This window comes from Serratia liquefaciens ATCC 27592, assembly GCF_000422085.1.
In the GTDB taxonomy this organism is placed as follows: Bacteria; Pseudomonadota; Gammaproteobacteria; order Enterobacterales; family Enterobacteriaceae; genus Serratia; species Serratia liquefaciens.
This window is the reverse complement of the sequence record NC_021741.1, coordinates 2,373,056-2,398,111: the sequence shown is the minus strand read 5'-3', so window position 1 is coordinate 2,398,111 and position 25,056 is coordinate 2,373,056. Positions and strand designations below refer to the sequence as shown.

Genomic DNA, 25,056 nt, shown 5'->3' with positions numbered 1-25,056 from the left:
ATTGGCAACCACAGGATCGGTCTGCCATCTTTGTCCTTGATTGCTCACGGGCCAAAAATATCCGGCGCATGACAAATCCTCGTTTCAGCTATGTCCCGACGAAAAAAAGGACGCAAGAAACTTGCGCCCTTCTGGGAGTTTTGGGTTATGCCGCGAACTGTTATTCGTCTTTAAGACCGCGGTTGATCAACATCGGCTCGATGCTCGGTTCTTTACCGCGCCACTCGACGTACAACTTCTCCAGATCCTGGCTGTTGCCGCGCGACAGCACCATATCGCGGAAACGCTGGCCGTTCTCCGCCGTCAGCCCACCGTGCTCGCTGAACCACTGGAAGGCGTCATCCGCCAGCATTTCAGTCCACAGATAGGCGTAATAACCGGCGGCGTAGCCGTTACCCCAGATGTGTTTGAAGTAGCTTGAGCGATAGCGTGGCGGCACGTAGCTGAGATCGATCTTGTCTTTCATCAGCGATTCGGCTTCGAATTTATCCACGTCCTGCTGCGGCTGATCGGCGCTCAGCATATGCCAGTGCATATCCAACAGTGCCGCAGACAGCAGCTCGGTCATGTCGTAGCCCTTGTTGAACTTGTCGGCTTTTTTGATTTTATCGACCAGTTCCTGCGGCATGGCTTCACCGGTTTTGTAGTGTTTGGCGTAATGCGCAAAGACTTTAGGATCGCTGGCCCAGTGCTCGTTGAACTGCGAGGGGAATTCGACAAAATCACGTGCGGTATTGGTACCTGAAAGGCTTGGGTATTCCTGATCGGCGAACATACCGTGCAACGCATGACCAAACTCGTGGAACATGGTGATCACGTCGTCGTAAGACAGCAGCGCAGGCTGACCTGCTGCCGGTTTGGTAAAGTTGGCAACGTTGTAAATCACCGGTTTGGTGCCTTTCAACTTCGACTGTTCGACGAAGTTGCTCATCCAGGCGCCGCCGCCTTTGTTGTCGCGTTTAAAGAAGTCGGTATAGAACAGCGCCATCGATTTGCCGTCTTTATCGAACACCTCATACACGCGCACGTCCGGCTGGTAAACCGGGATATCCTTACGTTCTTTGAAGCTGATGCCGTACAGCAGGTTGGCGGCATAGAACACGCCATTGTTCAGCACGTTATCCAATTCGAAGTAAGGTTTGATCTGCGATTCATCCAGATCGTACTTCGCCTTGCGCACCTGTTCGGCATAGAACTGCCAATCCCAGGCGGCAACCTTGAAATCGCCTTTCTGCTGGTCGATCACCGCCTGAATGTCTTTGGCTTCACGTTCGGCACGCGCAGTGGCTGCCGGGACGATATTACGCATGAAGCTCAGCGCCGCATCCGGCGTTTTGGCCATCTGGTTTTGCAGCTTCCAGGCCGCATAGTTCGGGAAGCCCAGCAGCTTGGCCTGCTCGGCGCGGACTTTGGCCAGGCGGGCAATCGTCTGGCGAGTGTCGTTGCCGTCACCCTTTTCTGCCCGGTTCCACGAAGCGTCAAACAGCGCCTTGCGGGTGTCTCGATTTTTCAGGCTTTGCAAATCCGGCTGCTGGGTGGTGTTTTGCAATACCAGTAACCACTGCTTGTCCAGCTTACGCTCACCGGCGGCCTGAGCGGCAGCGGCCAGTTCGCTTTCAGACAATCCGTCCAACTTACCCTTGTCGGCGATAGCCAGCGCACCATCTTTGGTCGCCGCCAGCAGCTTGTTGGAGAACTGGGTACTCAGCGTCGCCGCTTCCTGGTTCAGCGCCTTCAGCTTGGTTTTATCGGCGTCGGAGAGATTGGCCCCCGCCAGCTCGAAATTTTTGTAAGTCACTTCCACCAGGCGGCGAGATTCGGCATCCAGCTTCAGCGCATCACGCTGCTGATAAATCGTCTTGATACGCGCGAACAGTTTGCTGTTGAGCATGATGGCGTCGTCCAGCGCCGCCAGCTTCGGTGAGCTTTCTTCATCCAACTTTTGCAGCGCGTCGCTGGTGTTGGCCGAGGTCATGGCACCAAACACGTTCATCACGCGTGACAGCAACGCCCCAGACTGTTCCAGCGCCACGAAGGTATTTTTAAAATCAGGCTTGGCCGGGTTGTTGGCAATCTTCTCCACTTCCTCCAGCTTTTGCTTGATACCGGCATCAATTGCCGGGGCGTAGTCGCTCTCTTTAATCAAATTGAACGGCGGCGCCTGGAACGGCAGGCGACTTTGGTAGAAGAACGGGTTCTGGTTCTTTTTATTGTTGTGCTGGTTGGCTTCACCGGTCACGTTAGCCTCCTTCGCCTGACCACTCGGCAACGCGGTGTGGTCAGCGTGCGGGTTAGTTTCTGCTGCCTGTGCCTGCGAGCTCAGCGCCATGCCGATCGCCAACACCAATGTAGATAAACGCATCAAATCGAAACTCCTCCATGTTCACAGAATAAATTGCGCGGGAACCCCAGTTCCCAGGCCACATCCTAGCTTAGGCGCAGTTGGCAGTTTGAGCAAAAACAAGTGATTAGAATGTTGAGTTGGCCTAAGCATCAGGCTTTTTGGCCTTCGGTTTAATGAAAACCTTTTCAGCGTAAACCTTGTCCGTAGCAGGCAATAACCTCTCCGGCCACCGCCACCGCGATCTCCGCCGGCAGTTTGCCCTTCACGTCCGGCAGGCCCAGGGGGCAGCGCATGGCGGCGATCGCCGTTTCGCTGATGCCGCGTTGGCCGAGCTTGTATTCGAAGCGTTTGCGTTTGGTCAGCGATCCGATCAGGCCGAAGTACCCTGCGTCGCCGCGACGTAAAATTCGCTCCGCCAGTGCCAGGTCCAGCGCGTGATCGTGGGTCATCACGATAAAATAACTGCCCGGCGGCATGGCGTCGACGATCTCCAGTGGCTCATCGCTGATTTCTTGCTGCACCCCGGCGGGAATAACCCGCGGGAATTCCGCCGCGCGGCCGTCCACCCAGCGCACCCGGCACGGCAGCGTGGCGAGGATATTCACCAGCGCGCGCCCGACGTGGCCGGCACCAAACAGAGCGATCTGCGGGCGCGGCGATATCATCGGCTCAAACAGCACGCTGGTGGTGCCGCCGCAGCACTGGCCCAGTCGCGCCGCCAGCGGAAAACGCTCCAGCCGTAACTGGGGCGTAGCCTGTTGCAGCATTTCGCGGGCAATCGCCAATGCCTGAAACTCCAGATGGCCGCCGCCGATGGTATTCACCGCACGTTCAACGGTTACCAGCATTTTGGTACCCCGGTTGCGCGGCGTGGAGCCCAGTTCGTCCACCAGCGTCACCAGCACGCAGGGCTCGCCGCGCCTGCGTGCCTCTGCCAGCGCCTCAATCCATTCGTCCATCGCCGTTCTCCCGCGTCAATTCAGTGACAATGTCACTTGCCAGCATCTGTTGCACGCCCCACAGCACCCGTTCCGGCGTGGCCGGTGCGTCAATGTTGGGTTGCAGGCGGTAATCCGCCAGGCTGGCGACCGCATCCTTGATCGCGCACCAAACCGAAATCCCCAGCATAAACGGCGGCTCGCCCACCGCTTTGGAATGAAACACCGTATCTTCCGGGTTTTTGCGGTTTTCCAGCAGCCTGACACGCAAATCGGCAGGCACATCGCCGATAGCCGGGATTTTGTAGCTGGCTGGCCCGTTCGTCAGCAACTTCCCTTGTTCGTCCCACACCAGCTCTTCGCTGGTCAGCCAGCCCATGCCCTGCACAAAGCCCCCCTCGACCTGACCGACGTCGATTGCCGGGTTCAGCGAGTCGCCCACGTCGTGCAGGATGTCGGCGCGCAGCAGTTTGTACTCGCCGGTCAGGGTGTCGATCACCACTTCCGCGCAGGCCGCGCCGTAGGCGAAGTAATAGAACGGGTGACCGCGGGCCTGGTCGCGATCGTAGAAAATTTTCGGCGTGCGGTAATAGCCGGTGCTGGCGAGCGAAACCTGATTGAAATACGCCTGCTCGACCACCTGCTCGAAGCTGAAATAACGCTCGGCCACTTTGACCTGGCCGTTATTGAAAATAATCTGCTCCGCACTGACCTGATGCTGTTTGCTCAGCATCTCGATCAGCCGCTGTTTAATGATTAGCGCGGCATTCTCCGCCGCCTTGCCGTTGAGATCCGTGCCGGATGACGCCGCCGTCGGCGAGGTATTCGGCACCTTGCCGGTATCGGTAGCGGTGATTTGAATACGTTCGATGTCCACCTGGAACACTTCGGCGACAATCTGCGCCACCTTGGTGTTTAGCCCCTGGCCCATTTCGGTGCCGCCGTGGTTAAGTTGAATGCTGCCGTCGGTGTACACCAGCACCAACGCTCCTGCCTGGTTAAGGAAGCCGGCGGTGAAGGAAATACCAAACTTCACCGGCGTCAGCGCCAGCCCTTTTTTCAGGATTGGATTTTGCACGTTGAACTGCCGGATCGCCTGACGGCGGGCCTGATAATCGGCACTTTGCTCCAGCTCTGCGGTGATTTCCTGCAGCAGGTTCTGCTCCACCGGCTGGTGATAATGCGTAACGTTGCGTTGATCCTTGCCGTAATAGTTGGTTTTTCGCACCGCCAGCGGATCGAACGCCAGATAGCGTGCAATATGATCCATAACCTGCTCAATCGCCATCATGCCCTGCGGCCCGCCAAAGCCCCGGTAAGCAGTATTGGAAGCGGTATGCGTCTTACAGCGGTGGCCGGTAATCAGCACATCTTCCAGAAAATAGGCATTATCAGCGTGGAACATGGCGCGATCGACGATAGAACCCGAAAGGTCGAGCGAATAACCACAGTTGCCTGCCAGGCTGATTTTCACCCCGTGCAGCAGCCCGCTGTCGTCGAAACCTACGTCATATTGAATATAAAACGGGTGGCGCTTGCCGGTGATCAACATGTCATCGCGGCGGTTAAGGCGCATTTTGACCGGTCGCCCGGTGAGATGCGCCATCACGGCGCACAAACACGCAGGACCGGCAGCCTGCGTTTCCTTACCGCCAAAACCACCGCCCATGCGCCGCGTATCGATTGTCACTCTGTGCATTGGCAGGTTGAGCACCGAGGCCACCAGCTTTTGGATCTCGGTCGGGTTCTGAGTCGAGGAATACACCAGCATGCCGCCGTCCTCGGCCGGCATCACCGATGCAATCTGGGTTTCCAGATAAAAGTGTTCCTGACCGCCGACATGCAGCTCCCCCTGAATGCGGTGTTTCGCCTGCGCCAACGCGCGGTCGGCGTCGCCCCGTTGATGACGATGCGCCTCCTGCACCAGGAAACCTTCCCGTAAAGATTGAGTGACGTCCAACCGTGCCGGTAAATCCCGATAGGTCACTTTAATCGCCTGAGCGGCACGCCAGGCAATTTCCGGATCTTCCGCCGCCACAACCGCAATGACCTGTCCGACGTATTCCACCTTATCTTTCGCCATCAGCGGATCGCCGTGCGTTAAAGGGGCGATATCCAGTTCGCCCGGTACGTCCTGCCAGGTGATCACCCTTACCACGCCGGGAAAGTCGTAACAAGCCGACAGGTCCAGCTTTTCGATCTGCGCATGAGCCCGTTCGCTCAGCCTGGCCGCCAGATGCAATTGGTTCGGAAACTCAAGCCTGTCGTCGATGTATTGCGCTTCACCGCTGACGTGCTTGTCGGCACTCTCGTGCTTGCGGCTGCGGCCTACGCCGCTGGTTAACGACTGGCGGAAACGTTCTGCCAGGTGTTCCTGGGTGTGTTCGGTCCCTTTGCGATTACTCATGAGCGGTCACCTCTATTGCCAGCTGCGGCGCTGTCAGCGCAATGAAGTAGCGGCGCAGCAGGTTTTGCGCCACCAGCAAACGGTAAGCGCTGCTGGCGCGGAAATCGCTCAGCGGCGTAAAGTCCTGCGCCAACGCCTGTGCCGCTTGCTCAAGGGTTTCTCGCCGCCAGGGCTGCCCAACCAGTTGCTGCTCACAGAGTTCGGCGCGTTTCGGGGTCGCCGCCATGCCGCCGAACGCCACGCGGGCGCTGCAGATAACGCCTTGATCAAAGGTCAAATTGAAAGCGCCGCACACGGCCGAAATGTCGTCTTCCAGGCGTTTGGAGACTTTCCAGGCACGAAAGTCCGCCGGTGCGCTGGCAGGCAGTACGATACTTTCAATAAGTTCCCCCGGCTGCAGTGCGGTTTGGCGGTAGCCAAGGAAGAAGTCGTTCAACGGCAGTTCACGCTGGGTAGCGCCACAGCGCAGGATCAGCAGCGCGTCCAGCGCCAGCAATAAGGGCGCACCGTCACCAATCGGTGAAGCATTGGCAATATTGCCCCCCAACGTGCCCTGATTGCGGATCTGCTGAGAAGCAAAACGCGCCAGCAGTTCACCAAAGGCCGGATGATAGTTGGCCAACATCGGATACAAATCGCTCAACGCGGCGCCGGCGCCAATCACCAGACGATCGCCCTGCCAGCTTACCTGCCTGAGCGCCTCGATTTGGCCAATAGCGATGATCAGCGGGATATCCTGATGCCGCTGGGTGATTTCCAGCGCCAGATCGGTCCCGCCGGCCAGCAGTTTGGCCTGCGGGTGCTGTTGATAGAGCCGCGCCAGCTCATCGAGGCTCTGCGGCAGCAAACAGCGCTTGCCCTCAGCCTCCAGCGGCGTTGCGGCACGGATGGCCTGCAGCCGTTGCAGCGTTTGTGGCTGGTGGTGGTCGAAGCTGTCTGGCTGAGGGTTATCGCACGCCTGCTGCGCCGCCGCCAAAATCGGGCGATAGCCGGTACAGCGGCACAGGTTGCCGGCCAGTGCCTGCTGCGCCTGTTCGCGTTGATAGGACGCTGTGTTTTTTTGCAGGCAGAACATCGACATCACGAAACCCGGTGTACAAAAACCGCACTGTGAGCCGTGGCAGTCGACCATAGCCTGCTGCACGCCGTGCAATTCCCCCTGCTGTTTCAGATCCTCTACGGTGATCAACTGTTTGCCGTGCAACGCGCTGACGAAGGTCAGACAGGCATTAACGCTGCGATAACGCAGCCGATCGCCTTCCGGCTCGGCCAACACCACGGTACAAGCGCCGCAATCGCCGGAGGCACAGCCCTCTTTGGTGCCGCAGCGGCCAAGGTCACGCCGCAGATAGTTCAGCACCGTGGTGTTGGGATCGAGTGCGGTTTCTGTTTTCAGGGTTTGATTAAGCAGAAACTGGATCATGCCGCCTCCTGGCACTTGGCCGTTCGGTACACCACTTTGCCGTCGACGTAAGTACGATAAACATTGCGATCGTCACCCAGGGTCATCAACACAAACAGTTGCTCCGCCAGTTCGCGGCTGTTTTCATGTCGCAACTTTTGCAGCGGTGACACGGCCGGATCCAGCACCACAAAATCCGCCTCTTTGCCCACGTCGAAGTTGCCGATTTTGTCGTCGAGCGACAGGGCTCGAGCTCCGCCCAGCGTCGCGTGGTAGAAGGCTTCACAGGCGGAAAGCTGATAGCGCTGCAGCTGAGCGACCTTGTAAGCCTCACCCAGCGTTTCCAGCATGTTAAAGGTGGTCCCGGCCCCGACGTCGGTGCCGATACCCAGCCTGACCTGCTTCTGCCAGGCCTTTTGCAGGTTGAACAAACCGCTGCCCAGAAACAGATTCGAGGTTGGGCAAAAGGCGATCGCCGAACGGGTTTGGCACAGGCAATCCCACTCTTGTTCTTCCAGATGCAAACAGTGGGCGAACACGCTTTTCTCTCCGGTCAGCCCGTACTGGTGGTACACGTCCAGATAGCTGCGGCTGTCGGGGAACAACTCTTTCACCCAGGCCACTTCATCAAGATTTTCGCTCAGATGGGTGTGCAGGTAGGCGTCCGGAAATTCCTGGCGCAGCCGCTGCACCTGCTCAAGCAGTGCCGGGGTGCTGGTGGGCGCAAAGCGTGGCGTAATGGCGTAACTTAGCCGCTGTTTGCCGTGCCAGCGCTCAATCAGCGCTCGCGTTTGGCGGTAGCTCTGTTCCGGGCTTTCCAGCAAGGCTTCCGGCGCATGGCGATCCATCATCACCTTACCGGCAATCAAGCGCATGTTCAGCGCCGCCGCCTGGCGGAACAGCGCTTCAACCGACTGAGGATGCACGGTGCCAAATACCAGCGCCGTAGTGGTGCCGTTGCTTAACAGCTGCTGCAGAAAGAATGCCGACATTTTGTCAGAGTGCTGTTCGCAGCAAAATTGGCTTTCTGTCGGGAAGGTATAGTTTTTCAGCCAGGTCAGCAGTTGCTCGCCATAGGCGCCGATCATTTCGGTTTGCGGGTAGTGAATATGGGTGTCGATAAAACCCGGCACGATCAGTTTGTCCGGATAATGAGCGACCTCAAACCCCGGCGGCAACAGCGATTCGCCCTGCTGCCAGCTGCCGAACCAGGCAATCGCACCTTCATGGAGCAGCATTAACCCGTCAGGAATATGTCGCAGTTGCTGACCTAATTGCTGCGGATGATCCACGCAGGCCGCGATGTCGAAAAAATTGCCACGGATCGCCGTGGTGAATGGCATGTTCATTTTGCTTTCCTTCTCTACCGACCAGCGCACAGCACCCGGCTGAGTCAATTCAGCCTGGAGAGCGATGGCGGTCTTTTTATCGATCGCAGATGTTGATTTAAGAATAGCAAGCCGCGTGCCAGTCGGTTTTTTATTGACTATTTATGTTTAAAAACAGAAGGATAAAATTCACCGAACAATATTCCGAGCCAACGAAAAATAAGCAGAATATAAGCAAACGGTTGCCCTTAAATAGCAACCGTTTGCTTATATTGGATTAATGATTAGCCTGCACCATTATTGGGCAAGAATATAAATCGGAGGATGGGTTTTATGACTTCAATAACACTTCATAACGGGGATTGAATTCATCGAACAGCGGCAGTGCCGCCGCCCCCAATGCGGCGGTATCCGCACCGGTGGTGCCCAGCCGCACCCGCAGGCCGTCGAGGTATTTGCTGCGCACCGAGCGATGCAGCGGCACCAACCGTTTGATCAGTTGCGCCACGAGGCTTTCCGGCATCAGGCCGCCGATAATCACGGCTTCAGCGTCAAACATGCATTCGACGATGTTGATCGCCTGACGTAACGCAGGCACCGCCGAATCCAGCCAGGTGTCAATCTGCGACTGCGGCAATGCCAGCAAGTCTTGTGGTCTGGCGCTCATCGGATCCAGCCCGCAGCTCTCGTAGGCCGCCTGCAGCGAGACATAACGTTCCAGGCAGCCCTGGTTACCGCAGTAGCAGGCGCGCCCGCCCGGTTGCACAATCATGTGGCCGACTTCACCAGCATTGTGCGCATGGCCGGTATAAATTCGGCCATCGGTGAAAATCCCCGCGCCAAGCCCGGTACCGAGATACAAATAAATAAACGAATTCAGCTGTCTGGCTACGCCGTGCAAACGCTCGCCGATGGCGGCGACGGTGGCATCGTTCTCCAGCGTCACCGGCAGGCCGCTTTGCGCGTTAAGTTCAGCCACCACATCGATATTTTCCCAACCGTTGAGCGTGGTCGGCCCCACCGATGAAATCCCTTCCACGCCAAACGGCCCCGGCATTACCACGCCGATCCCCAGCATTTTCCCCCAGGCCAGATCCGGCTGCTGGCGCATTTCTTGCAGTACATCACAAATCAGTTTCAAGGTCGCAGCAGGTTGCGGCTTTTGCACCATAATCAGCCGGTGGAAACGTACGCTACCTGACAGATCAACCACGATCATCAGCAGGGACTGGTGATCCAGATGGATGCCGATGGAATACGCACTGTCTGGGTTAAGAGTCAACGGCGTGGCCGGCTGACCTCGCCCGCCGGCACGACGCGGCAGGTGCGAGGAGAGAATGCCGGCCTGTTCCAGCTCGGTTGCGATGTTTGAAACGGTTTGCGGCGTCAGTGAGGTCAGCCGGGCAATTTCGGCACGGGTCAGTTCTCCGTGCAGACGGATAGCCTCTATCACTACGCGCCGGTTGTGTGCGCGAGCATGTTCAAGGTTAGTGCCGGAAGTCGTCATAACTGCCTATGCAGAAAGGGAAATCGTCTTTGCAGTATGGTGCCCTCCAATAAAGCAATCAAATTGATTTAAAAATCTTTTTAACACCGGAGAACGCACAATGAAAAGCCATACCCTTGCCGCTACGGCAGTCTGTACTTTGTCTGCCCTGGCGCTCAGTCTCTCATCCGCCTATGCCGCCCCCACGCAAATTAGCGCGTTGTTTATGACCCAGGCGGCCTACAGTGAAAACGATATCCGCGCCATGACCGCGGACTTCAGCAAACAACACCCGGATATCACCGTTAATCTGGAGTTTGTCCCTTACGAGGCGCTGCACGATAAAATCGTCGCGGCACGTGGTGCCGGCAGCAATGGCTACGACGTGGTGCTGTTCGACGCCATCTGGCCGGCGGAATTCACCAAGTTCGGCCTGCTGCAAGACGTCACCGCGCGCATCAGCGCCGACGACAGCGCCAAAATCTTTGCCGGCGCCATGACCACCGTCACCTACAAAGACAAGCGCTGGGGCATGCCGTGGATCCTCGATACCAAATACCTGTATTACAACAAGGCCATGCTGGCCAAGGCCGGTATTGCCGCCCCGCCGAAAACCTGGCAGGAGCTGGAACAGCAGGCGGAAATTCTGAAGCAGAAAAACGTGGTCAAGTACCCGCTGGTGTGGAGCTGGTCACAGGCCGAAGCGCTGGTTTGCGACTACACCACGCTGGTGTCGGCCTTCAAGGGCCAGTTCATCCAGCAGGGCAAAATCACCTTCTCCAGCCCGGGTTCGCTGCAGGCCGCCAGCTACATGAAAGCGTCACTGGATAAGGGGCTCACCAACCCGAATTCTCGCGAGTATCTTGAGGAGGACGTGCGCAAGGCCTTCTCCAACGGGGATGCAGCCTTCGCACTGAACTGGACCTATATGTACAACATGGCCAACGATCCGAAGCAAAGCAAGGTGGCCGGCGACGTCGGTATCGTGCCTGCACCGGGCTCCGAGGCCGGTCAGGTTTCTGCGGTGAATGGCTCCATGGGTCTCGGCATTGCCAAGGCCAGCGCCCACCCCGATCAGGCCTGGCAGTACATCAGTTACATGACCTCGCAGCCGGTGCAGGACAAGTACGCCAAGCTTAGTCTGCCGATCTGGAAATCCTCCTATGAGGATCCCGCGGTGCAGAAAGGTCAGGAACCGCTGATCGCCGCCGCCAAACAGTCGTTGAACGTGATGCTTTCGCGCCCCGAAACCGCGGATTACTCACGGCTGTCCAACGGATTGCAGCAGGACCTGCAGCAAATCCTGCAGGGTAAAGTCACGCCGCAGGCCGGGCTGGATGCCGCGACCCAAAGCGCGGCACGGTTGCGTTAAGCGATGACGATGCTCACTCTGCCCCAACGTGAGCGTCGTCAGGCATGGGTGCTGCTGGCACCCATGCTGCTGATGATGCTGCTGCTTACCGCCTGGCCGCTGGGTCGTACCCTGTGGCTGAGTTTTACCGATGCGGCGCTGGTCGGCGACGGCGTTGCGCCGGCCTGGGTCGGTGCGGATAACTTTCTTTATGCCCTGACCGACCCGGACTTTCAGGCTGCTCTGGGGCGTACGCTGTATTTCACCCTGGTTTCGGTGGCGTTTGAAGGGGTGATTGGCGTGCTGGTGGCGCTGTTGCTCAATCAAAAATTCCACGGTCGCAATCTGCTGCGGGTGTTGGTGATTTTACCCTGGGCGCTACCGACCATCGTCAACGCCACGATGTGGCGACTGAATTTCAACCCGGATTACGGCAGCATCAACGCGCTGCTGACTCAACTCGGCGTGATCGACCACTATCGCAGTTGGCTGGGAGACCCGGCTTCGGCACTCAACGCGGTAATGCTCGCGGACATTTGGAAGAACTATCCGCTGATCACCCTGCTGACGCTGGCGGCATTGCAAACCATCCCGGACGATTTGTACGAGGCGGCTCGGCTGGACGGCGCCTCTGCCTGGCGACGATTCCGCGCCATCACCCTGCCCGCCATTCTGGCGCCGCTGGCCGTGGCGTTGGTGCTGCGTACCATCGACGCGTTCAAAGTGTTCGACATCATTTACGTGATGACGCGCGGCGGGCCAATGGACAGCACCAAAACCCTGAGTTTCTTTGTCTATCAGGAATCGTTCAGCTATCTGCGCGCCGGCAGCGGTGCCGCCTACGCCGTGCTGATGACCTTGCTGTGCGGCGTGCTGATTGCGCTGTACATGCTGATGCTGTTCCGCCAGCGCAGAAGGAGCCTCGCCGATGAAGCCTAAACTCCGCCTGCTCTTGCGCTACGGCGCCGCGCTGCTGCTGGCAGTGTCGATCCTCGCACCGATGCTATGGCTGTTTCTGATGAGCGTCAGCTCTTCGGCCGATCTGACCCGCGTGCCGCTGGAATGGCTGCCGCGTCACTGGGATTTTTCGCGTTACGTCAGCCTGCTGTCGTTGCAACCCGGCCAACCCGGTGCGTTGTTTCTGCATGCGTTGTTCAACAGCCTGCTGGTTGCCTGCGGCGCGACGCTGATTTCGTTATTGCTGGCCATTCCTGCGGCGTTCAGCTTTTCCCGCTACCCCGGCCGCGACGGCTGGCTGTTTGCCAGCCTGGCGATCTACATGGTGCCGCCGGTGGCTTTCGTGCTGCCGCTGTACTTTATCCTGCAACAGTTGGCGCTGTTGAACACCCATATCGGTCTGGTGCTGGTCTACTGCTCGCTGATCCTGCCGTTTCTCACCTGGATGCTGAAAAACCAGTTTGATGCCCTGCCGATCGACATCGAGCAGGCCGCCCGGCTGGACGGGTTACGCCAGTGGCAAGTGCTGTTGCGCATTACCCTGCCGCTGGCCAAACCGGCATTGGGTGCCTCGGCGCTGTTCGGCTGGTTGCTGGCCTGGGACGAATTTTTCTACGCGCTGCTGTTTACCAGCAATATTCAGGCGCAGACCTTGCCGGTGACCATAGCCGGTTTCACCGCCGGGCGGGCCACCGATGACGGGCTGATCGCCGCCGTCGGCATTCTGGCTGCCATTCCACCGCTGTTCATTGCCCTCTGGCTGCAAAAAAACCTGGTTAGCGGCTTAACCAGCGGCGGCAGCAAGGGCTAATTTATTCAGGGAAAATAGACATGATGAAGACCAACACCAAACCCACGCTGTACGTGGTGGGCAATATCAACGTCGATGTGATCATGAGCACCTTGCAGCAATGGCCGCAGAAAGGAACTGAAGCGATGCTCGAACACAGTGAACTGCGCCCCGGCGGTTCAGCAGGCAACTGCGCACTGGCGCTGGCGGCGCTGGAAACCCCTTACCGGCTGGTGGCCAATCAGGGCAATGACTATTTCAGCCCCTGGCTGGCGCAGCTGTTTCCGGACAGCTCGCCGTATTGGCCGATCTACAGCTGCGAAACTTCGCTGACTTTCGGCGTCACCCACCCCGACAATGAACGCACGTTTTTTAGCAATCAGGGGCATATTACCCGCCTCAGCCAGGACGATGTGCTGCATCAGATCCCGGTGTTGGCCGGCAGCGGCGACACCGTTTTGTTGTGCGGCACCTTCCTGTGCACCACCTTGTTGGCGGACTACCCGGCGTTGCTGAAGACCCTGCGCCAGCGCGGCTATCGCATTGCGGTTGATACCGGTTGGCCCCCACAGGGCTGGAGCGAATCGTTACGCACGCAAATCGCCGACTGGCTGCCGTTCTGTGATGTTTTGCTGCTCAATGAAGTGGAAACCTGTGGCATGGCGGGCAGTGAAGATCTGTACACCGCCGCTCGTACCCTGAATCGTCAACAGCCTGCCGACGCCGCCTGCGTGGTGAAATGTGGGCCGGACGGTGCGCGCATGTGGTGCGGCGAACGCTTATTGCAGGCGGCGGCACATCCGATCAAGGTGGTCGACACCATTGGTGCCGGCGACAGTTTCAATGCCGGTTTCCTGACCGCCTGCCTGCATGGCCACTCGTCAGCAGTGGCGCTGCGCTGGGGTATTCGTGCTGCCAGCCACGCTATCAGCAGCTCGCCGCGCCAATACCTGGACTGGAATACCCTGAAAACCTGCGCCGGAGAAATGGTCTGATGGCAAGTGTAGAACTGGTAAAAGTGGCCAAATACTATGGCAAACAGCGGGTATTGAACCCCCTGGATCTGGTGATCCCCGACGGCAGTTTTACCGTGCTGGTCGGCCCGTCAGGCTGCGGCAAGTCCACGCTGCTGCGCCTGTTGGCCGGGCTGGACAGCCTGACGGAAGGCACGATCCTGCTGGATAAAAAGAAGATCAACGATCTGGATCCTGCCGACCGCGACATCGCCATGGTGTTCCAGAGCTATGCGCTCTATCCGCACCTGACGGTGGCGGAAAACATGGCTTTTCACATGCGGGTGATGAAGGTAACCAAGGCTGAGCAGCAGGCCAAGGTTCAGCAAGCAGCGCGCATTTTGGCGATCGATCATCTTTTACAGCGCTATCCAAAAGAACTCTCCGGCGGCCAACGGCAGCGGGTAGCGATGGGCCGCGCCATGGTGCGTAATCCCAAGGTATTTTTATTCGACGAACCGCTGTCCAATCTCGATGCCCAACTGCGCATGGAGCTGCGTGCCGAGATCAAGGCCCTGCATCAGCAGTTCAAAACCACCACGGTGTATGTCACCCACGATCAGATTGAAGCCATGACGCTGGCGGACCAAATCGTGGTGATGAAAGATGGCAATATCGTGCAGCAAGGCAAACCGTTGGAGATCTACGACGCCCCCGCCGATACCTTTGTGGCGCGCTTTATCGGCTCACCGCCAATGAACCTGTTGGACGGCGTCGTCATGCCGCGCGACGACCGGCCTGGCATCGCCTGTGGCGAACTCTGGCTGCCATTGCCCGCGAAATGGCGGCATGTTGTGGCAGGCAGCAAGGTGATCCTCGGGCTGCGTCCCCATGACTTCCACCTGGTCGACACCAGCGAGCAACCTGCCGCCCAACTGCGACTGATGGAGATCACCGGCGATGTCAGCCTGCTGCATATCAACTGGGGCGGTTATCGGCTGCACGTACAGTTCAACGGACGAATTAACGCACAAAACGACCAGCCGCTGTGGTTAGCGCCCAACCGTGACGCGATCCACCTGTTCGATGCCGCGACGGGACTGCGCTTGAGTGAAAGTTGAAAGTTCGCGTGGCCAGGGATGGCGTCAAACTTGAAACGATAACCATTCTCAATTATCATCCGCGCATCTTTTTTGACCGGCAGCGCGGAACCCATGTCAGCCACAGCCCCTACTTCCTCAGATGCGCTTACACGCCTCTACGCAACCCATCACGGTTGGCTGCGGGGCTGGCTGCAACGTCGACTCGGTTGCGCTTTTGACGCCGACGACCTGGCACAGGACACCTTCATGCGGGTCCTGAAAAACGACTCCGCCGCCGCTATTCGCGAACCCAAAGATTTTTTGGTCACCCTCGCCAAGCGGGTGATGGTCGATTTCTTCCGCCGCAAAACGCTGGAGCGCGCTTATCTGGATATGCTGGCGCTGATGCCGGAGGCGCTGGCGCCCTCACCCGAACAGCGTCACAGCCTGCTTGAAAGTCTGCAACACATCGACAGCATGCTCGACGGGCTGGGGCCGAAGATCAAACAGGCCTTTTTGCTGTCGCAGCTCGAAGGACTGGGCTATGCCGAGATTGCACAACGCCTCGGCGTTTCGGTCAGTTCAGTAAAAAAATACATGGCCAAAGCCGCCGAGCACTGCCTGCTGTTCAGCCTGGAAACAGAATACCCGTAATGAGCCACACCCTCACCCCCGAGCAGCGCCAGGCGCTGAAAATGGCCGCCCAATGGTTTGCCCTGTTATGCGACGAAAACGTCACCGAGCACCAACGGCAACAGTGGCAGGCCTGGCACCAACAAAACGAAGATCACCGCTGGGCCTGGCAACGCGTTGAAGCACTGCAAAGTCAGTTGCAGGGCGTACCTGGAAAATTCAGCTATCGCACGCTCGATCAGGCCGGCCGTCAGTCCACGCTGGATCGCCGCACCCTGCTGAAAAGTCTGTTGCTGTTGCTGGGCGTCGGTGGCAGTTGGTTGGGCTTTCAGTCCCCGCTGGGCCGCGAGCTGCGCGCCGACTACCGTACCGTTACCGGTGAAATTAAACCCATCGTCCTCAGCGACGGCAGCCAGTTGGTACTCAATACCGCCAGCGCTGTCGATGTTCGCTACAGCGCTGAAAAACGGCTGATCCTGTTGCACAGCGGAGAAATCAGTTTGATTACCGGCCGCGACGACCGGCCGTTTTGGGTCGAAAGCCGGCAAGGTGCCATGCGCGCACTCGGCACCCATTTCCTGGTGCGAGAAAACGACGATCAAACGAAACTGACGGTGCTTGAACACGCCGTAGAAGCCCAACTGGCACAGTTCCCACAGGAAAAACGACGGATTGACGCCGGGGAACAAATCAGCTTCAGCGCTGTGGCATTCGGCCAACAACAGGCAGCCGGCAACGGCGACAGCTGGACCCGCGGCGTGCTGAGCGTCAGTCAATGGCGGCTGGATCAGGTGCTTGCCGAACTGGCGCGTTACCGCCACGGCCGTTTGGATTGCGATCCTGCCATTGCCGGCCTACGCGTGAGCGGCAGTTTCCCCCTGAGGGAGCCCGATCGCGCACTCCTGCTGCTCAGCCAAACTCTGCCGATCCGGCTGCAAAGCTTTACCCGTTATTGGTTAAAAGTGGTCCCCGCCTGATTTATTTAAATGAAAATGATAAAAAATCGCATTCTTGATTGTCCCTTTTTCGTTTTCATCCGACTCCAGTTAAAACACTGCAGCAAAAAATAGAATAATCAGGAGAAGGTATGAACAATTTTTGGGGAAAACCGCTTCAACCACTGGCGGTCGCCGTGGGTCTGGCATTCGCTTCACCCTTGCTGGCAGCGCAGACAGCACCGGTTGCCGCTACCGCTTATCAGATCCCCGCAGGCGATCTGGATGGCGCGTTAAATGCCTTTGCCGCCCATGCCGGCATTGCGCTGTCCGTTGACGGAAGTTTGACCGCCGGCAAGCGTTCACCAGGGCTGAAAGGCAACTACGACGTTAATCAGGGGCTGAACGCACTGCTGGCGGGCAGCGGCTTACAGGCCAAGGCGTTGGGAGCTAATGGCTTTACGCTGGTCAAACAGCCGACAGTGCAGCAAGAACAAGACATCACCGTGGTCGGTGACTGGCTGGCTGAAGGCCGTCAGATTGACGTATTCGAACACGCCGGCGCGCGTGACGTGGTGCGCCGAGAAGAGTTTGCCAAAACCGGCGCCACCACCTTGCGAGAAGCGCTGAATCGCGTGCCGGGCGTGGTTGCTCCGGAAAATAACGGCACCGGCAGCCACGATATGGCACTCAATTTCGGCATTCGTGGTTTAAACCCACGCCTGGCCAGCCGTTCGACCGTGCTGATGGACGGCATTCCGGTGCCCTTTGCCCCTTATGGCCAGCCGCAGCTGTCGCTGGCGCCGGTATCCCTCGGCAATATGGATGCGGTAGACGTGGTCCGCGGCGGCGGTGCCGTACGTTACGGGCCGCAAAGCGTCGGTGGCGTAGTGAACTTTGTCACCAAGGCCATCCCGAAAACCTTCGGCATGGAAGCCGGCATGCAGGGCCAACTTAGCCCGACCTCCCGTCAGGATCACCCCAAAGGCACCGGCAACCTGATGATCGGTGGTACCGCCGACAACGGCTTTGGCAGCGCGTTGCTTTATTCCGGCACCCGCGGCAGCGACTGGCGCGAACACAGTTCGACCAAAATCGACGACGTGATGTTGAAAAGCCGCTATGCGCCAAACGAGGTGCACACCTTTAATAGCTTATTGCAATATTACGAAGGCCAGGCCGATATGCCGGGTGGATTAAGCCGGGCGGATTACAACGCCAATCCATTCCAGTCTACGCGTCCTTATGACAAATTCTGGGGCCGTCGCCAGTTGGCCAACTTCGGCTATCAATATCAGCCGAATCAGCAACACAAATTCGACGTGCAGAGTTTCTATACCTATACCCTGCGCAGCGGCTATCTCGATCAGGGCAAGAACCTGACGCTTTCGCCGCGCGAATATTGGGTACGCGGCGTGGAGCCACGCTACAGCCAAAGCTTCCGTTGGGGCCAGTCGGCGCATGAAGTCGGCGTAGGTTATCGCTACGTCAGCGAATCGACCCATGAGCTACGCTACTACAGCAAGGCCAGCAGCGGCGTATTACCTTCAACCAGCAGCCCTTACGATCGCGATACTCAGTCCGGCACTGACGCCCACGCCTTTTACATTGATGACCGCATAGATATCGGCGATTGGACCATCACGCCGGGCATGCGCTATGAGCATATCTCTTCCTATCAGAATAATTACATCAAGAATAATCGCCTCGACGTCAGCTACAACGCCCCGCTGCCGGCGCTGAATGTCATGTATCATCTGAACGAATATTGGAACCTGTACGCCAATACCGAAGGCTCGTTCGGCACGGTGCAATACAGCCAGATGGGTAAAGCGGTCGACAGCGGCAATATCGAACCGGAAAAAGCGCGAACCTGGGAACTGGGCACCCGCTATGAAGGCGATGCGCTGCAAGGTGAGATTGGCCTGTTCCTGATAAACTTCAATAATCAGTACGATTCGAACCAGGTCACCGACAGCGTCACCGCACGTGGCAAAACTCGACACGCCGGGCTGGAGGGCAACCTGCGTTACGATCTGTCGCAGTTGACTCCCAAACTGGACGACGTGACGGTTTACGCCAGCTATGCCTATGTCAACGCCACCATCCGTGAGGAAGGCGCCTACAAAGGCAACCAGGTGCCGTTCTCACCGAAGCATAAAGGTACGCTGGGGCTGGATTACACGCCGGGCAGTTGGACGTTCAACCTCAACAGTGAATTCCAGTCCAGCCAGTTCGCCGACAATGCCAACACCGTGGCGGAAAGTGCCGACGGCAGTACCGGCCGCATTCCTGGCTATATGCTGTGGGGCCTGCGCGCCGCCTATGATTTTGGACCGGAAATGGCCGGACTGAATCTGGGCGTCGGGGTTAAAAACCTGTTTAACCATGAATATTTCACCCGCGCTTACGACGATAACAACAAGGGGCTATACATCGGTCAGCCACGAACTCTGTATTTGCAAGGTTCAGTGAAGTTCTGATTTCCCTGTGCGGGCGCAAGCGCTGCGCCCGCTAATTATCACCCGCTCAACCTCTTTTTAACCTCGGCGCAATGCGTTATCCTCAAAAACTCTTCCGGCGTTAACATTTTTGAAACGGGGTTTCTGTCATGTCCGCATCCTGTCCGCGCTTCGTCCGGCGTGCTTTGCCATGAGTTTCTTTTCACGCGCCACTGCGCTGCCACTGCTGGTGGCGGGTGCCTTTTTTATGGAAAACCTCGACGGGACAGTGATCGTCACCGCCATGCCGCAGATGGCGGCGGCTTTCGGCGTGCGACCGGTGGACATGAACATCGGTATTTCGGCCTATATTCTGACGCTGACGGTATTTATTCCTGCCAGCGGCTGGATTGCCAACCGCTTTGGCGCGCGCAATATCTTCGCGGCGGCAGTGCTGATTTTTACCCTGGCATCGGTGCTCTGTGCCGCCAGCGTTAACCTGCCGACGTTTACTGCTGCCCGAATTCTGCAGGGCTTCGGCGGAGCGTTGATGGTGCCGGTCGGGCGCCTGGTGGTGCTGCGCAATACCGCCAAACCCGATTTAATCAAAGCCATCGCCACCATTACCTGGCCGGGCCTGGTGGCCCCGATCCTCGGCCCGCCGGTCGGGGGATTTATTACCACTTACGCCTCGTGGCACTGGATTTTTATTCTGAACGTGCCGCTGGGCATCGCCGCACTGTGGCTGGCCTGGCGACTGATCCCTCAGGAAGCGCCGCAGAAAGGCGTTCCCTTTGACGCACTCGGCTTCGTGCTGACCGGCATTGCCTGTTTCGGCCTGATGTTCGGTTTGGATCTGATCAACCATCCGCAATTGTCCTGGCTGGTACCCGCGTTGTGCATTTTTGGCAGCCTGGCACTGGGTGCACTGGCGGTTCGCCATGCCAAGCGTACGGCACATCCTTTAATCAACCTGTGGGCGATGCGGATAAAAAGTTACGCCGTCACAATTTGGGGCGGTACGCTGTTCCGTATCGCCATCGGCGCCGTGCCCTTCTTGCTGCCGCTATTGTTCCAGATTGGGTTTGGCCTTAACGCCTTCGATGCCGGGTTGTTGGTGCTGGCGGTGTTCGCTGGCAATCTGGTGATGAAGCCCTTTACCTCGGCGGTGCTGTACCGTTTTCGCTTCCGTACTACGCTGGTGGTGAACGGTTTGCTCAATGCCGCTACCATTTTCGCCTGCGCGTTGTTGACGCCGCAGACGCCGACCTGGCTGATTTTGGGGCTACTGTTCGTCAGTGGACTGACGCGCTCTATGCAGTTCACTGCGCTCAACACGTTAGCATTTTCCGAAGTGCCGCAGCCGCAAATGAACGGCGCCAATACGTTGTTTAATGTATCGCAGCAAATGGGCAGCGGGCTGGGTATCGCCATCGGCGCGTTGGCACTGCGCCTGGCGGAAATGCTGATGCCGCAGTCCACAGCGCGCATTCCATTGGTCGATTTCCAACTGGCGTTTGTGGTCATCGGCGTTATCGCGCTGCTGGCGGTGATTGACAGCTTTACCCTGGATCCGAACGCCGGCAGTGAGGTACGCCAGCGAAAACCGGCGGCCGAACCTTTGCCGCTCTCGCCTCAGCGATTGCAGAAATAAGTCGCATCTGTCGCCAATCAACGTAATATCGATGATCCGCCCCGTTTCACCGGTGCGGATTTTTTGCCGTTTTGGCCTGAAAAGCGAGGTAATAATAATGATCCACAGTGACCTTTCTCAGTGCCGCGTGAACACCGACCGGTTGTTGATTGCCCCTTTTACCGCAGCAGATGCCGACGATGTTTACCAGGCGATTACCCCTACACTGACGCGCTTTATGAATTTTGAGCCTGAAGAGTCGCCGGAGGCCTTCGCCAACGTTTGGCAAACCTGGCTGCCGCTGATCCGTGAAGGTGAGGAGCTGATTTTCGTCGCTCGCCTGCGCGACAGCAAAGAGTTTGTCGGCATGGGCGGCCTGCATGACTTGCACAACACCACCCCGGAGCTGGGTATCTGGGTAAAAGAGAGCCTGCACGGTAATGGCTACGGTCGCGAAATCGTTCATGCCATGGCGGTGTGGGCCAGCGAGCGCTACCGGCCACGTCACTTTATCTATCCGGTGGCAGAACAAAACACCCCCAGCCGACGCATCGCCGAATCTCTGGGCGGCGTAGTGGCAGGCCGACGCGAAAATACCAAATATGACTGCGTGGTGTACCACGTACCGCCTCAGCTGTAGCTGCATTGCAGAACGGGCACTTTCTGCCCGGCGTGTATAACCCTCTGACCAAAAAACCGCCCGTCTGGCAGCAGCGATGGCGGTTTTTTTATGTCGACGCCGATAACCACTGCCACTTAAACCGGGATTATGCTAATGCTATTAGCATGTGGTTAAAAACAGTTGAGGAACAGTAGCATGATCATTTTTGTCACGGGCGCCACCTCAGGGTTTGGTGAGTCCATCACACGACGTTTTATCCGCGAAGGCCATCAGGTAATCGCCTCCGGCCGCCGTATTGAGCGTCTGGAAGAGTTGAAAGACGAATTGGGCGAGGCGCTGCATATCGTCCGTCTGGACGTACGTAATCGCGCGGCAATTCAGCAGGTGATTGATGAGCTGCCTGCGGCACTGCGCCAGATTGACGTGCTGGTGAACAACGCCGGTCTGGCGTTAGGTTTGGAGCCTGCGCACAAGGCCAACGCCGATGATTGGGAAACCATGATCGACACCAATGCCAAAGGCCTGGTGAACATGACCCGCGCCCTGCTGCCGGCAATGGTTGAACGCAACGTCGGCCATGTGATCAATATCGGCTCCGTTGCTGCCAACTGGCCCTATCCCGGCGGTAACGTCTACGGCGCGACCAAGGCCTTCGTCAAGCAATTCAGCCTCGGCCTGCGCGCCGACCTGCACGGCACCCGCATCCGCGTAACCGACATTGAGCCAGGCCTGGTGGGCGGAACGGAATTCTCTAACGTGCGCTTCAAAGGCGATGACGGCAAGGTGGATAAGGTCTACGACGGCGCCAATGCGTTGACGCCGGAAGATATTGCCGAGTCGGTGTTCTGGGTGGCGACTCTGCCGGCCCACGTTAACATCAACTCGCTGGAGATCATGCCGGTCAGCCAATCCTTTGCCGGATTGAATATCCACCGCGAAGCGTGATTTTATGCGGCAGGGCCAGCCCCTGCCGCCGCTTGTCAGGCCGCTCGCCAGCCCGAAACAATAATCAGCATCCCCGCCAGCGCCACCCCGGCGCCCAGCCAGTCCAACGCCGACAGTTTCACCCCGTCAACCACCCGCAGCCACAACAGTGCCGTCGCAACGTAGACTCCGCCATACGCCGCATATACGCGCCCGCTGGCTGCAGGATGCAGCGTCAATAACCAAACAAACAGCATCAGGCTGGCCGCCGCCGGCAGCAGCAGCCAGGCGCTGGCGCCCTTTTTCAACCACAAATAAGGTAAGAAACAGCCGACGATCTCAGCCAGAGCAGTGGCGAAAAATAACAGGGTGGTCTTTAACATGGGGAAAGCTTTCTCTCTGTAAAGTAAACGATGCGGCGCTTAATTGGTGCACTCCAAGAGCAGGATGGTATATTTATCAGCACGCCCGAGGGCGCGTTAAAGCCAGTGCTGCCGCTATCAGGCAACACTAACTCATAAGGATGAAACGATGAAAACACTTTCTACTCAACGACTGCTGCGCGGGATGCTGCCGGTCGCCATGCTGATGCTGATGGGCGCCTGGCAGGCACCGGCACTGGCCGCCAGTTGCACTCAGGGCAGCACCTGCGTGACCGTCGACGGCAGTAACAGCGGCGCCATGAGTACCGAAGCGGCTCGTCAGAGCAAAGAACAGTTCAACGACACCAAATCTCTGCGCCATAAGGTCAACACCCGCGTGGAGAAAGAGTTCGACAAGGTAGACAAGGCGATTGATAACGAAGACCGCTGCAACGACAGCCTGAACGTTAATGCATATTGGGAACCCAATACTCGCAAGTGTCTGGATCGTCAGACCGGTCGTCAGATTAATCCTTAATCTTGCGGCAGCACGCGGCGGCCGTTACTCTCCGCCGCCGTTGCTGCTATTCTGACTAAGGAAGCCCATTCTCAAAAAGGACGAATTGATGAAAAAAGCGCTTATCTTGGGTGCAGTGCTGATGGCCGCAGCCCCCCTGGCCGCCCTGGCCTCGTGCGAGAGCGTGAAGGCGGACATTTCGCAGAAAATTATCAACAACGGCGTGCCGGAATCCGGCTTCAAGTTGGACATCGTGCCTAACGATCAGGCCCAACAGGCCGGCGGGCTGGTGGTTGGCCACTGCGAGAACGACACCCAAAAGATTGTATATACTCGCCTGAGCAACGGCGACGACAGCGGTGATGCGGCCCAGACCGGCACCAGTCAAGATACCAAAACCGCACAGTAATTCTGATCCAGGGCGCTATCAGCGCCCTTTCCTTTAGGCTTGTTCCGCCTCTTCTCCCTCACCCTGCGGCCGATGCCGGGCGGGGATCAACATCGCAGCCGCCAATGCCAACAGTGAAATGATAGCGGAGACCAAAAATACCCAATGCAGTGAGGCGGCAACCTGCTGCGTCATCTCTGCCAGCATTTCCGACCCCATTGCGCCACGCGTAGCCGGCTCCATCAACTGTTGGACCGGATCGGTCGTTTGCGGCAAGCGAACCTGAAGGTTAATGTTCAGCGTGGCCCCCAAGATCGCGGTACCGATCGCCGAGCCCATCATGCGGGTAAACACCGTGCAAGCAGTGGCGATGCCACGGATGCTGTGGTGCGCGGCGTTCTGCACCGAAACCAAAAACGTGGTGTTGCACAGCCCCATACCGGCGCCGATCATAAAGGCGGCCACTCTGCCCCACAGCAAACCGCCGCTCGGTTGCATCAGCAATAAGATCAGCCCGCCGGCCACCAGCAACAGCGCGCCCAGCAGCGCCGTCGTACGGTAGGACGTCATCAGCATCAGCCGCCCGCTGAAGGTGCTGGCCAGCGGCCAACCAATCGACATCAGCGCCAGCGTGGTACCGGCTTCCAGCGGTGTCCCGCCCATCACGCCCTGAATAAAGGTCGGCAGGAAAGCGCTGATCCCCATCATCGCCGCACCAATAACCAGACCGCCAATATTGCCGGCCACAATCACCCGGCTTTGCCACAGCGCCAGTGGGAACAATGGCTCCGGCGCACGGCGCTCCTGTCGAACCAACAACATCAGCGCAACGGCCGCCCCCCCTAACAGCGGCAGCACCCACCACCCGAGGTTTTCGGCCTGTAGCAGCGATAACAACAGCGCCGAAACAAACAGCGTCAGCCAGGCAGTACCCGCCAGATCCAACGCATGCTTATGTAGCTGTTGGTGAGAAGGCAAATAACGGCCAAGGAAAAACATCGCCAACAGGCCAATGGGTAAATTAACCCAGAACACCAACGCCCAAGGCAGATGTTGGACGATAAACGCGCCCAGCAGCGGGCCAACGATCGCCGAAACACCCCAGACGCTGGACAGATAGCCCATTACCTTCGGCCGTTCGGTGGCGCTGTAAACATCGCCGATGATGGTGGTGGCTATCGGCATAATCGCCCCGGCACCCAGGCCCTGCAGCAGCCGAAAACCGATCAGCCAGTACATATTGGGTGAGAAGCCGCACAGTACCGAACCCAGCAAAAACAGCGTGGCGCCAAAGAAAAATACCCGTTTGCGCCCGAGGAAGTCCGCCAGCCGGCCATAAATCGGAATGGTAATGGCCTGCGCCAATAAATACACTGCAAACACCCAGCCCAGCAGAGAAAACCCGCCCAGGTCGCCGATAATTGTGGGCATCGCCGTGGCGACAATCGTCGCCTCAATGGCTGACATAAACATCGCCAACATGCAGGCAATCAGGATCAACGGACGATGAGGGAGTGGCGCTGGGGCTTCGTTATTTGTCATAGCGTGATTACAAACCTTGGA

The 25,056-nt window shown here is 58.0% G+C and carries 21 protein-coding genes; 13 read left to right on the top strand and 8 right to left on the bottom strand.

The genetic code is table 11. The features are described from left to right. Window positions 1-160: 160 nt before the first annotated feature. From dcp to M495_RS11250, 6 genes are all read right to left on the bottom strand, one after another. Window positions 161-2,362: a peptidyl-dipeptidase Dcp gene (dcp, locus tag M495_RS11275; RefSeq protein WP_020826780.1), complete on the bottom strand. Its 2,202-nt coding sequence runs from the start codon at window positions 2,360-2,362 to the stop codon at window positions 161-163. A gap of 167 nt (window positions 2,363-2,529) precedes the next feature. Beyond that, a complete protein-coding gene (gene xdhC, locus M495_RS11270; protein ID WP_020826779.1) occupies window positions 2,530-3,303 on the bottom strand; it encodes a xanthine dehydrogenase accessory protein XdhC in 774 nt (257 codons plus the stop codon). Beyond that, window positions 3,287-5,689 (bottom strand): xanthine dehydrogenase molybdopterin binding subunit, encoded by a 2,403-nt coding sequence (gene xdhB / locus M495_RS11265; RefSeq protein ID WP_020826778.1) that lies wholly within the window; start codon window positions 5,687-5,689, stop codon window positions 3,287-3,289. Before xdhB ends, xdhC begins: the two co-directional genes overlap by 17 nt. Further along, the gene (xdhA, locus tag M495_RS11260) at window positions 5,682-7,112 is read right to left on the bottom strand and encodes a xanthine dehydrogenase small subunit (protein ID WP_020826777.1); all 1,431 of its coding nucleotides are present in this window, start codon (window positions 7,110-7,112) and stop codon (window positions 5,682-5,684) included. The genes xdhB and xdhA overlap by 8 nt, the downstream gene beginning before the upstream one ends. Continuing rightward, entirely contained in the window at window positions 7,109-8,440 is a 1,332-nt protein-coding gene (gene guaD, locus M495_RS11255) for a guanine deaminase (protein ID WP_020826776.1), read from the bottom strand. The genes xdhA and guaD overlap by 4 nt, the downstream gene beginning before the upstream one ends. 310 nt (window positions 8,441-8,750) lie before the next feature. Next, entirely contained in the window at window positions 8,751-9,926 is a 1,176-nt protein-coding gene (locus tag M495_RS11250) for an ROK family transcriptional regulator (protein ID WP_020826775.1), read from the bottom strand. A gap of 100 nt (window positions 9,927-10,026) precedes the next feature. On the opposite strand from M495_RS11250, the gene M495_RS11245 reads away from it, so the two are divergent. The 11 genes from M495_RS11245 (at window position 10,027) to ydfG (ending at window position 22,247) form a co-directional block, all read left to right on the top strand. Beyond that, a complete protein-coding gene (locus tag M495_RS11245; protein ID WP_020826774.1) occupies window positions 10,027-11,277 on the top strand; it encodes an extracellular solute-binding protein in 1,251 nt (416 codons plus the stop codon). Window positions 11,278-11,286: 9 nt separating this feature from the next. Beyond that, the gene (locus tag M495_RS11240) at window positions 11,287-12,195 is read left to right on the top strand and encodes a carbohydrate ABC transporter permease (RefSeq protein ID WP_020826773.1); all 909 of its coding nucleotides are present in this window, start codon (window positions 11,287-11,289) and stop codon (window positions 12,193-12,195) included. Continuing rightward, window positions 12,185-13,024 (top strand): carbohydrate ABC transporter permease, encoded by an 840-nt coding sequence (locus M495_RS11235; protein WP_020826772.1) that lies wholly within the window; start codon window positions 12,185-12,187, stop codon window positions 13,022-13,024. The genes M495_RS11240 and M495_RS11235 overlap by 11 nt, the downstream gene beginning before the upstream one ends. Window positions 13,025-13,044: 20 nt before the next feature. Beyond that, the gene (locus tag M495_RS11230) at window positions 13,045-13,998 is read left to right on the top strand and encodes a carbohydrate kinase family protein (RefSeq protein ID WP_020826771.1); all 954 of its coding nucleotides are present in this window, start codon (window positions 13,045-13,047) and stop codon (window positions 13,996-13,998) included. Next, entirely contained in the window at window positions 13,998-15,077 is a 1,080-nt protein-coding gene (locus M495_RS11225; RefSeq protein WP_020826770.1) for an ABC transporter ATP-binding protein, read from the top strand. Before M495_RS11230 ends, M495_RS11225 begins: the two co-directional genes overlap by 1 nt. Before the next feature lie 93 nt (window positions 15,078-15,170). Continuing rightward, window positions 15,171-15,692, top strand: a complete 522-nt coding sequence (gene fecI, locus M495_RS11220; RefSeq protein WP_041414539.1) for a ferric citrate uptake sigma factor FecI — start codon at window positions 15,171-15,173, stop codon at window positions 15,690-15,692. After that, entirely contained in the window at window positions 15,692-16,648 is a 957-nt protein-coding gene (gene fecR, locus M495_RS11215; protein WP_020826768.1) for a ferric citrate uptake sigma factor regulator FecR, read from the top strand. The genes fecI and fecR overlap by 1 nt, the downstream gene beginning before the upstream one ends. A gap of 110 nt (window positions 16,649-16,758) precedes the next feature. Further along, window positions 16,759-19,089, top strand: coding sequence for a TonB-dependent Fe(3+) dicitrate receptor FecA (gene fecA / locus M495_RS11210; RefSeq protein WP_020826767.1), 2,331 nt, complete (start codon window positions 16,759-16,761; stop codon window positions 19,087-19,089). 169 nt (window positions 19,090-19,258) lie between these two features. Then, a complete protein-coding gene (locus M495_RS11205; RefSeq protein ID WP_020826766.1) occupies window positions 19,259-20,701 on the top strand; it encodes an MFS transporter in 1,443 nt (480 codons plus the stop codon). Between the two features lie 97 nt (window positions 20,702-20,798). Beyond that, entirely contained in the window at window positions 20,799-21,320 is a 522-nt protein-coding gene (locus M495_RS11200) for a GNAT family N-acetyltransferase (protein ID WP_041414537.1), read from the top strand. 177 nt (window positions 21,321-21,497) lie between these two features. Continuing rightward, window positions 21,498-22,247, top strand: a complete 750-nt coding sequence (ydfG, locus tag M495_RS11195; protein ID WP_020826764.1) for a bifunctional NADP-dependent 3-hydroxy acid dehydrogenase/3-hydroxypropionate dehydrogenase YdfG — start codon at window positions 21,498-21,500, stop codon at window positions 22,245-22,247. Between the two features lie 35 nt (window positions 22,248-22,282). Here the strand turns inward: ydfG and M495_RS11190 are convergent, their stop codons facing one another. Beyond that, on the bottom strand, window positions 22,283-22,609 hold the full coding sequence (locus M495_RS11190; RefSeq protein WP_020826763.1) for a YnfA family protein: 327 nt from the start codon (window positions 22,607-22,609) through the stop codon (window positions 22,283-22,285). 148 nt (window positions 22,610-22,757) lie between these two features. Between M495_RS11190 and M495_RS11185 the strand changes: the two genes are divergently transcribed. Together M495_RS11185 and M495_RS11180 are read left to right on the top strand one after the other, a co-directional pair. After that, window positions 22,758-23,126, top strand: coding sequence for a DUF1283 family protein (locus M495_RS11185; RefSeq protein WP_020826762.1), 369 nt, complete (start codon window positions 22,758-22,760; stop codon window positions 23,124-23,126). An 88-nt stretch (window positions 23,127-23,214) separates the two neighbouring features. Continuing rightward, window positions 23,215-23,514, top strand: a complete 300-nt coding sequence (locus tag M495_RS11180) for a DUF1161 domain-containing protein (RefSeq protein WP_020826761.1) — start codon at window positions 23,215-23,217, stop codon at window positions 23,512-23,514. 33 nt (window positions 23,515-23,547) lie between these two features. Here M495_RS11180 and M495_RS11175 read toward each other — a convergent pair whose 3' ends face one another. Next, window positions 23,548-25,035, bottom strand: a complete 1,488-nt coding sequence (locus tag M495_RS11175) for an MDR family MFS transporter (protein WP_020826760.1) — start codon at window positions 25,033-25,035, stop codon at window positions 23,548-23,550. Between the last annotated feature and the right edge of the window lie 21 nt (window positions 25,036-25,056).